The organism is Cellulomonas phragmiteti (assembly GCF_016862775.1).
GTDB lineage: Bacteria > Actinomycetota > Actinomycetes > Actinomycetales > Cellulomonadaceae > Cellulomonas > Cellulomonas phragmiteti.
Window position 1 is genome coordinate 1 of the sequence record NZ_BONP01000006.1, and the last position, 12,459, is coordinate 12,459.

General features: G+C 76.3%; 7 protein-coding genes. 3 read left to right on the forward strand and 4 right to left on the reverse strand.

What is annotated here, in order from left to right:
* The 3 genes from Cph01nite_RS06605 to Cph01nite_RS06615 form a co-directional block, all read left to right on the forward strand.
* A partial coding sequence (locus tag Cph01nite_RS06605) for an RHS repeat-associated core domain-containing protein (protein ID WP_203672514.1) occupies positions 1–461 on the forward strand: 461 nt, incomplete at its 5' end.
* Positions 462–465: 4 nt separating this feature from the next.
* Positions 466–705 (forward strand): hypothetical protein, encoded by a 240-nt coding sequence (locus Cph01nite_RS06610; RefSeq protein WP_203672516.1) that lies wholly within the window; start codon positions 466–468, stop codon positions 703–705.
* Between the two features lie 146 nt (positions 706–851).
* On the forward strand, positions 852–2,171 hold the full coding sequence (locus tag Cph01nite_RS06615) for an ISL3 family transposase (RefSeq protein WP_203672518.1): 1,320 nt from the start codon (positions 852–854) through the stop codon (positions 2,169–2,171).
* 593 nt (positions 2,172–2,764) lie between these two features.
* Here the strand turns inward: Cph01nite_RS06615 and Cph01nite_RS06620 are convergent.
* The 4 genes from Cph01nite_RS06620 to recC form a co-directional block, all read right to left on the reverse strand.
* A complete protein-coding gene (locus Cph01nite_RS06620; RefSeq protein ID WP_203672519.1) occupies positions 2,765–3,292 on the reverse strand; it encodes a hypothetical protein in 528 nt (175 codons plus the stop codon).
* Between the two features lie 292 nt (positions 3,293–3,584).
* A complete protein-coding gene (gene recD / locus Cph01nite_RS06625; RefSeq protein ID WP_239069089.1) occupies positions 3,585–5,462 on the reverse strand; it encodes an exodeoxyribonuclease V subunit alpha in 1,878 nt (625 codons plus the stop codon).
* A gap of 62 nt (positions 5,463–5,524) precedes the next feature.
* On the reverse strand, positions 5,525–8,971 hold the full coding sequence (locus Cph01nite_RS06630) for a UvrD-helicase domain-containing protein (protein WP_203672520.1): 3,447 nt from the start codon (positions 8,969–8,971) through the stop codon (positions 5,525–5,527).
* Positions 8,968–12,426, reverse strand: a complete 3,459-nt coding sequence (recC, locus tag Cph01nite_RS06635) for an exodeoxyribonuclease V subunit gamma (RefSeq protein ID WP_239069090.1) — start codon at positions 12,424–12,426, stop codon at positions 8,968–8,970. Before recC ends, Cph01nite_RS06630 begins: the two co-directional genes overlap by 4 nt.
* Positions 12,427–12,459: the final 33 nt, after the last annotated feature.

Sequence of the window (12,459 nt, forward strand, 5' to 3'; positions counted from 1 at the left end):
AACACGCCGGAACCCTGGCCGCGATCGAGATGGGCGCACGCGTCTACCTCGCAGGCCTGGGCAGGTTCCTGTCCGTGGACCCGGTCGAGGGCGGGGTCGACAACGCGTACGTCTACCCCACCGACCCGATCAACAGCTACGACCTCGACGGAAATGCCGCGATCCCCGTACCGATCATCGTGGGCGGTGCGATCATCACCGCGATGTTGCTCGTGGCTTACATGCAACGGGCATGTCGGTACGTTGGTTGTGGCATTTCGATGCCGCGACTCCCGCGCATTCGTGAGCCTTTGGGGGCCGAAGGGTTGCGCCGCCTTTTTTCCAAGGAGGCCGAGAACGAGCATACAAAGAACGCCAGGCCGTCCACTACGGGCAAGCATGAGCGAGGGCAAGCTCGAAAAAATACTGACAAGAAAGGTGGAGAAAAGGGTGACGCGCGAAGGCCGTATCGGAGGAAGTGATAATATGGAGCGATCAGAGGCGCGAGTGCCGGTTGGCGAGGCCATGCCTGGACTCCAGATTCACCCTTTGGAGGACGGCGAGGCCTGGAAGTTCGCCTTTGTCCTCATAAAGGTCGACCTCGGCGATGGGGAAACGACATGGAGCTATCGGACATCCGCTCCCCCCAACCGCGAGGAGCTGCTTGGCGCACTCACGGTTCACACCGACCTTCTTCGGCGTGAACTCCTCGATGAGTGGGAGTGACAAACGCCAAATATCGGGACCGGAAGACCGGCTCTTCGCCGATCCGGTGGGGGTGAGGGGTCCGGCGTGGTGAGCGCCGGGTAGGGGTCGAGGTCCCCGAGGATCAGAAGCGACCAAGCTGTCTGATTGATCTCGAGGACCTCGACGTGTCTCACGCTACGGGGTGCGCCAACGCGCCCGCCATCACTGACCCCTGCTCGCGGTGCGACGTGCTGCTGGGCCTGGATGCGGTCCAGGTCGAGGCCGTCGAACGCGACGGACGGGTCATGCAGGTGACGGTCTCGACGCCCTGGCAGTTGATGGGCTGCCCCGACTGCGGGGTCGTGGCCCCCAGCCGCGGTCGGCGCCGTCGGGTGCTGCACGATGTCCCGCACGGGGACACTTCCGTGCAGATCGTGTGGCGTCAGCGCCGCTGGCGCTGCCCGGAGGCGGGCTGCGCGCGGGGCACGTTCGTCGAGCAGGTCCCGGCTCTGGTGCCCGCGCGCGGGTCGCTGACCTGCCGGGCGGTGACCTGGGCGCTCGGGCAGCTACGTACCCAGCACGCCACGATCGCCGGCCTGGCCCGCCAGCTCGGCGTCGGGTGGTGGACGCTGTGGCGGGCGGTCAAGCCCGAGCTTCAGCGACTGGCAGGCGACCCGGGCCGGTTCACCGGGGTGACCTGCCTGGGCGTCGATGAGCACATCTGGCACCACGCCGACACCCGCCAACGCGGCCCGAAGGAGCTGACCGGGATGGTCGACCTGACTCGCGACCGCGACGGACGGGTACGCGCCCGGCTGCTGGACCTGGTCGCGGGCCGCTCGAAGAAGGCCTACGCCGACTGGCTGGTCGAACGCGGCGCGGACTTCCGCGCCGGGGTCGAGGTCGCCGCGCTGGACCCTTACGGCGGCTACAAGTCCGCGATCGACGACGAGCTCGCCGAGGCCACCGCCGTGCTGGACGCGTTCCACGTCATCAAGCTCGGCACCCAGGTGGTCGACGAGGTCCGCCGACGCGTCCAGCAGGACACGACCGGGCACCGCGGTCGCAAGGGCGACCCGCTGTTCGGCATCCAGCGGCTCCTGCGCGCGGGGGCCGAGAACCTCACCGACCGTCAGCTCGAACGCCTGGCCACGGCGATCGAGGCCGACCAGGCCCACGAGGAGGTCTACGTCGCCTGGCGCTGCGCCCAGGACCTGCGTGCGGCCTACCGATCCAAGGACACCGCCCGCGGCCGGGACCGGGCCGAGAAGATCCTGGAGTCCTTCCACACCTGCCCGATCCCCGAGGTCGCGCGCCTGGGCCGGACGCTGCGCCGCTGGCGTCAGGCGTTCCTGGCCTACTTCACCACCGACCGAGCGAACAACGGCGGCACCGAGGCCATCAACGGCATCATCGAACTGCACCGGCGCCTGGCACGCGGCTACCACAACTTCGAGAACTACCGCCTACGCATGCTCCTGGCCGCCGGCGGCCTGACCCACTGATCCCCACCGGATCGGCGAAGAGCCGCTTTGCGGTGAGTTTCGTCCGTGCTGAGGTCCTCGGACCCGGACGTCAGGACTGGGTCGACGTCACGGGCCTGGCGCTAGCTTGGACCGCCGCGTTGGGCATCGCGACGTCGGTTTCACGCATGGCTGTGGAACGCACGCTTCGACGGCAGGTGAGTTTTCTGATGCGAACGCGGCTGGCCGAACCCCGGAACGGAGACATCGTGTGGCAGGCTGCCGTCGCGACGGCCGCGGCCGTGTGGTGGCACCTGCAGTAGTGTGACTTCTCGCAGATGAGGGTGATCCGCCGGTGGGCCTCTCCGGTGTCGCGGACGGTCGCCGGGTCGTCGATCAGCTATGACGCGGGTGGGAACACCACCGCCTTGGCGGGTGAGTCCTTCGCTGACGACCAGGCGAACCGGCACGTGTCCTCCCAGCACGGCGACTGGACGCGGGTGCTCTACGGGCGTGACGCCGCCGATCGGCGAGGCGGCTGATGACGCGGTGCCGGACAACCTGCCCGGCGCCCTTCCGCTCACGTCCGCCAGCTGTGTGCGGCAGGCGTCCGAACCTGTCGTGCGGTCGGCCGCTCAGTCGGTCGGGACGTTCCCCAGGCCGAGGATCGTCCGCAGCTCCTGCGCGGCTCCACTACCCGCCGGACGGGCGTCGAGCTCCGCCCACATCTGCTCGTCCGTCTCCGCCTCAGCGGCGTCGGTGAAGGTGATGACCTGCACCGCGAGGTCCGCCACGAGCCTGTCGACGGCTCCCTGGGCCTCCGGCGGCCACCGAGCAGCCTGGAGCCCGTCGGCGAGGGCGCGGTAGGCCGCGGCGGTCTCCCGCGACAGGTCCCGGACCCGTGCGGTGTCCTTCGCGTCCGCCGCGGCCCGGAAGGGCGCGCCGAGGGCGTTCGACGGTGCGACCAGGTCGAGGTAGTGGGCGCCCGCGTCCTGCGTCGACATCGCCGTCGCGGAGGGTTCCGGGAGCGGTGCGGGTGTCCGCACCGTCGCTGACGTCTCGACGGTCCCGGTCGTTGCCGCGGGCGCAGCTTCACCGCTACAGGCGGACAGCGCGACGGCGACCGTCGTGGCCAGCAGCAGGGCGGGCACGTGGCGGTTCATCGTGGCCTCCGGGCTCGTGCGTCGCTGCGACGGGATGCGCGCCTCGCTCGAAGTGGCGACCCCCAACGGGACTCGAACCTGCAACCTGGCGAACCGGCATGTGTCGAGCTCGGATCGTACCGGGGCGCAGGCTGTCGACGGGCGGGAGCTGTTGCGCGAGGCCGGTGAGGTCGCGCAGGACGGATGCGACCTCGGCGAGGTCGTCGGGGTCGGCAGCGGCTGCGCGAGCGTCGATCTCGGCCTGTCGTCGCCACTGCTCGCGGCGCAGAAGCGCGATGCCCGGACAGCGACCTCAGCGCGCGAACCGCAGCCCGCTCGCTCGGCGGACGGGCCGCTCGACCGCGGCTCGCACGGCGTCCGCGGAGCCCACGACCCGCACGTGCTCGCGTGCCCGGGTGATCGCCGTGTACAGCAGCTCGCGTGTCAGCAGCGGGGACGACGCGGGCGGGAGCACGACCGTCACCAGGGCGAACTGGCTGCCCTGGGCGCGGTGCACGGTCATCGCGTGGACGGTCTCGACTGCGGGCAGGCGGTGCGGGCGGACCAACCGGGGCGCGCGCGGGTCGCCGAACGCCGTGACCACGCCCCCGGCGCCGTCGGACACCACGACCCCGGTGTCGCCGTTCGACAGGCCCGTCGTACGGTCGTTGGTCGTGACGAGCAGCGGCCGGCCCACCGGCCAGGTGCCACCCGCACGGTCGCCCGTCGCGTCCTCGACCCACCGCTGCGCCAGCGCCGCCCACCGGGCCACACCCGCCGGCCCGCGACGGTGCGCGAGCAGCAACCGGTGCGCCCCCAGCGCCTCGAGCGCACCCGCGGCGTCGCCGGCACTCGCGGCCGCGACGATCCGCGTCCCCGTGGTGCCCACGTCCCGACGCAGGTCCGGGACCTCGTCGTCGGTCGGTACCGCGCCGGCCGGCTGCACGAGGGCCATGTGGTCGCCGCCCGCGAGCAGCAGCTCCAGGGCCGTCCCGGCGTCACCGCGCCGCACCGCGTCCGCCAGCGCACCGAGGTCGTGACCGAACCGGTGCGGCACGACGAGCCGCACGACCCCACCGTGCAGGGCGGCCGCATCCTGGGCCTCGTCCCCGCCGGCCCGCTGCGCACGCGGCACGTCGTCCGGCAGGACACCCGCCAGCCGCTCCGGCAGCGGCCCCGGCGGGACCGGGCGGGCGACGAGGTCACCCAGGACCGCGCCCACCTCCACCGACGCGAGCTGGTCCGGGTCGCCGACGAGCAGGAGGCGCGCGGCGGGCCGCAGCGCGTCGAGCACCCGTGCGAGCAGCGGCAGCGACACCATCGACGCCTCGTCGAGGACGACGACGTCGTGCGGGAGCCGGTGCGCGTGGTCGTGCGCGAACCGGGTGCTCGACGGCCGCCAGCCCAGCAGCCGGTGCACGGTCGACGCGGTCAACGGCGCAGCCACCTCGCCCGGCGCATCGGCCATCCGGCTCAGCTCGGCGTTGACCGCCTCCTGCAGGCGGGCGGCCGCCTTGCCCGTGGGCGCGGCCAGTGCGACCCGCAGCCCGGGACCGGCGACGTCCCGCAGCACCGCCACCAGCCGCGCGACCGTCGTCGTCTTGCCCGTGCCGGGGCCACCGGTGAGCACCGTCAGCCGCGACAGCGCTGCGGTCGCCGCCGCCAGCCGCTGTCGCGCGTCCTGCGGCTGAGCGAACCGTGCGTGCACCGCGGCACGCAGGGTGGCGTCGTCGACGCCCAGCAGCGAGGCGAGGCGCGCGTCGACGTCACGGCGGACCACCTGCTCGTCCCGCCAGTACCGGTCGAGGTACACGCGGCCGTCCACCCAGCGCACCGGCCGGTCGGCAGGCCCGTCGACGCCGTCCGCCACGAGCGCGCTGCGTCGCACCGCCGCCGTCCACGCGTCCGCGTCCGGCCAGGGCAGCGCGGCGTCCGGCGGGGCGGCGTCCGGGTCGTCGGGGGAGCCCTCGGCGGCGAGCGCCGGGGCGTCCGCCAGGTCCACGCACACCGAGCCCGACCGCACGGCGCGCACCGCCAGCGCGGCGGCCAGGTGCACCTCCGGGTCGTCCTCACCGGTCAGCTCGCCCAGCCGCTCGGCGACGCGCACGTCGGCCGACGTCAGGACGCCCGCGGCGGCGAACGTCGCGAGCAGCGGGCCCGCGCGCCACGGACGACGCGGGTCACCGGGCACGTCGTCAGCCCCGGACGGCACATCCGGTCCGGCCGTGCCCGGGGGAGTGCCGGTACCGGCGCTCACGGCCCCGACCCCCCGCCGTCGAGCAGCGCCGACAGCGCCACGACCAGCGCCGCGGGCGGCCGCCACGAGACGACCCCGCACGGCGACGGCGACCCGTCGACCACGGGCGTCGCCGGCCCGCACATGCCACGGACGAACAGGTACGCCCCGCCGCCCAGGTGCCGCTGCGGGTCGTACCCCGCCAGCCGCCACCGCAGGAAGCGGTGCAGCGCCACCGTGTACAGCAGCAGCTGCAGCGGGTAGTGCGCGTCCAGCATCGCCGCACGCATCGCCGCCGGCCGGTAGTGCCAGGCGGTCAGCGGCTCGTCGGGCGGGCCCAGCCGGTTGGTCTTGTAGTCCACGACGACGTACCGGGTGTCCCCGTCGACCTCGGCGCGCAGCACCGCGTCGATGCTGCCCGTGAGGTACCCGCGCAGGGCGGCAGGACGGGTCGCGGGGTCGGCGTGCAGGTGGTCGAGGCGGGCCGCGTACGCGGCGAACGGGTCGTCGGGCGGCAGGTGGGTGCGCAGCAGGTCCGCGACGTCACCGAGCGTCGCCGGCCGCCGGCCTGCCCCGTCGAGGTCCCCACCCGCGAGCGGCAGCTCCAGGTCGAGCTCGGCGAGCCGGTCGCGCGGCGGGACCTGCGCGAGCGTGCGGCCGCCCAGCAGCGGGCCGGCGGGCGTGTGCAGGGACGGCAGCAGCGCCGCGGCCAGCACGTCCGGGTCGACGCCGAGCCCCGCCCCAGCGGCCTGCGCGCAGCGCGCCCGCAGCTCCGCGGCGAGGTCCTGCGCGGAGGTGTCCACGTGCTCGAGCACCTCGTGCACGAGTGTGCCGAACGCGGTGCCCCCGGGCAGGTCCGCGAGCGGGGACGCCACGGCCCGCAGCGCGGCGGTGAGACCGGCGTCGAGACGCTCGGCCCCCGGGGGGGTGTCCCCGCCGGTGGACGAGGCCGGTCCCGCGACGGGGCCGTCGGCCTCGTCCTGGATCCCGGGTTCCTCCGGCTCGTCGGCGACACCCGCGCGGTCCGGCGACCCCGGCCCCACGGGTCCTGCGTCGTGCGCCGCCGCGGTGAGCCCCGAGTACGAGGTCCGGCGCCACGTCGTGTCGACCGCTCGGCGCAGGTGCGCCACCTCCAGCGGCACGGTGTCGCCGCGCACCGGCTCCCATCGCTCCACCGGCGGCGGGGCGTCCACGGTCTCGTGGACCACCGTCCCGCCGGACCGCGCGGCCAGCGCGTCGAACCCGGCCGCGGCCTGGTCGTCGCGAGGTACCGGCACGGTGTCCGGCGGCAGGCCCTGCGCGTCGCGCGCACCCAGCGCGAGCCGCCCCACGGCCCCCGACGCCGACACCGTGCTCGGTGCCCACCACACCACGACCTGGCTGCTCGCACGCGTGAGGGCCACGTACGCCAGGCGCAGGTCCTCCCCGGCCTCCTCCGCGTGGTGCCGGGCGCGCGCGTCGTCGTACCCGGGGCTGCCGGGACCGCCGACGTGCAGCCGGCGCGTGCCGTCCGCGTCGTGGTAGCGCAGCACGGACGGCGTGCGGGGCACGAACCGGTCCCACGCGAACGGCACCATGACGACCGGGAACTCCAGGCCCTTCGCGGCGTGCACGGTCACCACCTGCACCGCCGCCGCGTCCGTCTCGAGCCGCCGGCTGCGCTCCTCGGCGTAGTCGCCCGCGGCCTCGTCGATGCGGGCGCGCAGCCACTCGGTCAGCGCGGCGGCGCCCAGCCCCGCGTCGCGCGCCGCGGCGTGCAGCACCTCGCCCACGTGCCGCACGTCCGTGAGCGTCCGCTCACCGTCCAGCCGTGCGGCCAGCCGCTCGTGCAGCCCCGCTGCGGCCGCCGCCTGCAGCAGCGCCGCCACGCCCTGACCTGCCAGGACGTGCGACCAGCCCCGCAGCAGGTCCGCCAGGTCCTCCCGCTCCGCGTCCTGCGCACCGGCCAGCCGCGCGGCGTCCCACCCGACGAACGGGGTGAGAGCGGCGGCCGCGACGCGCGCCGGGTCACCCGTCGACGCGAGCGCGGTGAGCAGCACCAGCCAGTCGCGTGCCGCCGACGTGGAGAACACGCTCGACAGCCCCGACACCACCGCCGGCACGCCCGCCGCGGCCAGCGCCTCGCGCACGGCCAGCGCGTCGGCGTTGCGCCGCGCGAGGACGGCGACGTCACCGGGCAGCGCAGGGCGCCAGCCGTCGCCGTCGCGCAGGCGGGTCCCGCGCAGCGTGCGCACCACCTGCGCCGCCACGTCGCGGTGCACCAGCGCCCGTACGACGTCGACGCGCGGGGCCGCGGAACCCGCGCCGAGCGCGCGACGCGTCACACGCCGCACCACCACGGGCGCGCCGCCCTGCAGCCGGCGCCCGGTCCGCGCCGCCGCCACGGGGTGCACGACGATGCGCGGGTCGCCCAGCGCCGCACCGCCCACGAGGTGGGCGAGCCCGTCCAGCACCGGTGCGTCCGCACGCCAGCTGCGGCCCAGCGTCGACGTGGACGCGACGTCGCGCGCCTCGAGGTAGGTGTGCACGTCCGCGCCGCGGAACGCGTAGATCGCCTGCTTCGGGTCGCCGATGAGCACCAGCGTGCGGTGCCCGTGGAACGCCGTGCGCAGGATCTGCCACTGCACCTGGTCGGTGTCCTGGAACTCGTCGACCATGACGACCCGGTACGGCGCGCGGACCCGCTCGGCGGCGGCCGGCCCGGTGCCGGGGTCGGTCAGCGCGGTGTGCAGCAGGGTCAGCAGGTCGTCGTAGTCGACGACGTGCGCGGCCCGCCGGCGGCGCACCACCTCGCGCCGCACCGCCCGCGCCAGGCGGTACCGGTGGTCCGGCGGTGTCCCCGCCGGGGCATCGTCGGGGGCGAGCACGGCGGCGTGGTCGCTGACGGCGGCGCGCGCGACCTCCCGCGCCTCGGGCACCGTCAGCAGGGGACGCTCCGCGCCCGCGTACGCGGCCAGGTACAGGTCGTCGACCACCTCCGCCTCGAGGTCCGCGACGTCCGGCAGCAGCGTCGCCCCGGGCTCGACGACGCCACCGCCGGTGGTCGTGCCCAGCGCCCGCAGCATCTGCTGGCAGAAGCCGTGCGTCGTCGTGATCGTCGCGGCGTCCACCTGCGACAGCGCGACCGTCAGCCGGTCACGGCGACGCGCGAGCTCGGCCTCGTCGACGTCCGCGAGGTGCGCCACGAGCACGTCGTCGCTGCTGCGGGCCGCAGGGTCGCGCAGCGCGCGCTCGGTCGCGACGAGCCGTGCGCGCACCCGGTCCCGCAGCTCGCTGGTCGCCATCCTGCCGAAGGTCACGAGCAGCAGCTCGGGCAGCAGGGCGTGCCCCTCGGCGACGTACCGCGTCGCGAGGGCCGCGATCGTGAACGTCTTGCCCGTGCCGGCGCTGGCCTCCAGCACGGTGGTCCCCGTGGGCAGCGCGCCGCAGACGTCGAACACCGCGGGGGGCGTCGGTGCGGTCACGCCGGACCCCGTCCCTCGTGCGTCAGCAGCGCGTCCCACACGGTGCGGGCGAGCGCGCCCAGCAGCGTGGGCTCGTCGGGCCACGCGGCGCGGTCGGCGGGCGTCGGGTCGCCCGCGACCTCCGTCAGCGTGAACCCGTCCCCCCACGCGAGGACGTGGTACTCGTCGGTGTGCTCGAAGCGGTCGCGCAGCGCCTGCTGGGCGTCGGCCAGCGCCCCTGCCGGGTCGTCGTGCCCGTGCCGGCGCTGGGCGTACGTGCCGGCCGCCGCGATGGGCAGGGGGAGCGGGGCGCGCAGCGCGCGGTCGCGCACCGCCACGAGGTCGGCGAGCAGCCGCCGCGCGTCCTCGGCCGGGGGCGGCGCGAGCCACGACGTCGCCGCGGACGGCCGGGACGACGCGCCCCGCCCGACCGTGGCGGCGCCGCGGACCGCGGGTGCGCCCGGGCTCGCGACCAGCGCGAGCAGCCGCACCCACGCGCGCAGGCGGTGCTTGGCACTCAGCCGCGCGTACACCGCGCGGACCAGGACGTCGCCGTGCACGCCCGGCACGGTGCCCGTCAGCGTGCGCCCGCCGGGCAGGGGCACCGTGACGTCGACCGTGGTCGCCGGGGCGCCGAGCACCGGCAGGGCGGCGTCCGCCACCGCGGCCACCCGGGTCGCGACGTCGGCGAGCGCGGCGCCGCCCAGGTTCCCGGGCGGCACCTTGCCCCGGCGTCGCTCGGCCGCAGCCGCCCGCTGCAGGTCGACGCCGTCCAGCGCCGCCGCGAGCAGCCGGTCGCCCGTGGCCCAGCCGTCCAGCGGCGCGAGGGTCAGCGGCAGCCGGTCGTCGAGGTCCTCCACCTCACCGGGCACCAGCACGCCCAGGCGGCGGCGCACGAACGCCTTGACCGGGTGCTCGAGCGCGGCCACCAGGTCGTCGAGGTCGACGACCGGCTCGTCGAGCGGTGGCAGCGGCACCGTCAGCAACGGGGGACGAGGACGACGGGGCTCACGGGCGACCGCTGCCGCCCGACGGTCCACCTCGTCGAAGCTGAACGGCCCCGCCCGGCCCAGCACGCCGGGCGTGAAGTTGCGCTCGTCGACCGTCTGCAGCGGGTGGTGCACGACGAGCGCGTCGCGCACCGCACGCCCCGCGGGCAGCTCGACCGCCTCGTCGACCGCGTCGAGCAGCTCGCCGACCGGCACCGCCGGCGGCCGCGGCGCACCCGTCCGCTCGTCGGCCCCGCTGTGGACGACCACCAGGTGGTCGCCCGCGGCCAGGACGGCGTCGAGGAACAGCTGCCGGTCCTCCGCGCGCCGGTCGCGCTCGCCCACCAGCGGGTCACGGGCGAGGACGTCGTCGCCGTCGGGCGCGCCCGTGCGGGGGAACACGCCGTCGTCCATCCCCAGCAGGCAGACCACGCGGTGCGGCACCGCGCGCATCGGCTCCAGCGAGCACACGGTCAGCGAGCCGGTCCGGAACCCGGCGCGCGTCGGACGGCCGGCCAGGCGCGGCTCGAGCAGCGCGACGACGTCCGCGAGCCGCAGCGGCACGTCCGCCACCGCAGCCGCCGCCCGCGCGTCGGCGAGCACCGCCCGTGCCCCGACCTCCTGCCACGCGTCCGCCGGGTCCGCGGCCGTGAGCAGCACGAGCGCACGCTCCAGGGTGTCGAACCACGCGCTCGCGGGCCGCACCCCGTCCAGCTCGCCCAGCACGGACGTCAGCCGGTCGACGAGCTCGGCGACGCGCCCCGCGAGGTCGACGTCCGTGCTGTCCACGTCGTCCAGCGGCAGCGCCGACCCGACGAACCGGTGGTCCTCCTCGGCCATCGCCACACCCAGCAGCAGGCGGTCGGTGGCCGTGCGCCACGTGCCCTGCGCCACCGCACCCAGCCCGTAGCGCGCGCGCCGGTCCGGGCCCTCGCCCCAGCGCACCCCCGACTCCAGCGCCCAGGCGCGCAGCCGCTCGCTCGCCGCGTCGTCGAACCCGAAGCGCCGCCGCACGGCGGGCAGTCCCGCGAGGTCCACCACGCCCGACGCGGTCACGCGCGACCCCGCGAGCCCCAGCAGCTCGGACAGCGCCCGCAGCAGCGGGTTGGTGCGGGCGGGCGCCCGGTCGGCGACGCGGACCCGCAGCGTGCGACCCGGGTGCACCGCCGTCCCGCGCCCGCCGCCGCCCTGCGGGGCGGTGGCGTCCCGCGCGTCGGTGGCCGCGGCGGACCCGAACGCGGCCACCACCAGCGGCGCGAACGCCTCGACGTCCGGGCACAGCACCACGACGTCCCGGGGCTGCAGCGTCGGGTCGTCCGCCAGCAGACCCAGCACGACCTCCCGCAGCACCTCGACCTGGCGGCCGCGGCCGTGGCACGCGTGCACCTGCACCGTGCGGTCGCCCTCGGCCGCCGCGGCACGGCCCGCGGGCCGCTCGTCCGCGCGCAGCGCCGCCTGCAGGGCGCCGAGGACGGTCGCCGGCGGTCGGGGTGCCCCGTGGTGGGTCACCTGCGCGCCCGTCGCCGCCAGGCGCATCCCCAGCTCGGTCGCGTCGCGCGCGGCCGACGCCAGCAGGGGGTGCACCGCGACCGTCGGCACCGTCCGGCGCCGCGGTGCCGGACCCGCGTCGGCCGCCCCCGCCGCACGGTCCCACAGCGCGCGTGAGGGGTGCGGCAGCCACACGTGCACGTCCCGGTGCACGGCCAGCGCCGCGAGCACCTCGACGTGCGCCTGCGGCAGCCGCGTGGCGCCCAGCACGGACAGGCGCGCGGGCAGGTCGGCGCGTCCCGGGTCGTCGCGCAGCACGCGGGCGGCCTCGGTGAGCCGCTCCGCCGGGCTCGGGACCCCCACCGCGGACCGCACGGCCCGCCACAGCGGCGCCTGCCACGCCAGGTCGGCGGGCAGGGGCGCCCCCGCGCCGTCGTCGTCGCGTCCCGCCGCCCAGCCCACGACGAGCGCGGGACGCTGCGCCGCGTACGCCGCGAACGCGCCCGCCAGCCGCTGCGCGAGCCGCAGCCGGCGGCCCGCGCGCACGTCCGGGGCCGCCCCGGGCTCGTCGACCACGTGGCGGGCCAGCGGTGCGGACCACGGCGCCCCCGCGGCGACCGCGGCGTCGACCGCGCGCAGCACGTGCCACACGAGGCGCTCGGGCTCCCAGGGGTCGTCGTGCCGTGGCGTCCCCGTCGCGGCCGCGACGGCGTCGCGCACCAGGCGCGTCGGCGGGTCGAAGTCGATGCGGGCGCTCACACCGCCCTCGCCGTCGGGCCCGGCGCCCAGCCGGTGCGAGAGCCGCTGCGCGACCCACCGCTCCACCCCGCGCGTCGGGACGGCGACGACCTCGCGCGCGAAGGGGTCGGTCCTGGGCGGGACGTCGGCCAGCAGCCCGGCCAGGGCGTCGACCAGCACGTCCGTGCGCTCGGACGTGTGCACGCGCAGCGGGCCGGTCACCGCCGGCCCACCGGGCCGCCCCTGCGTCGTCGTCCGCACCCCGCCACCGTCACCCGACGCACGCTAGCGAAC

Coding starts and splice junctions, on each gene's coding strand:
- Cph01nite_RS06610 (WP_203672516.1), top strand. CDS start 466: ATGGAGCGATCAGAGGCGCGAGTGCCGGTTGGCGAGGCCATGCCTGGA.
- Cph01nite_RS06620 (WP_203672519.1), bottom strand. CDS start 3,292: ATGAACCGCCACGTGCCCGCCCTGCTGCTGGCCACGACGGTCGCCGTC.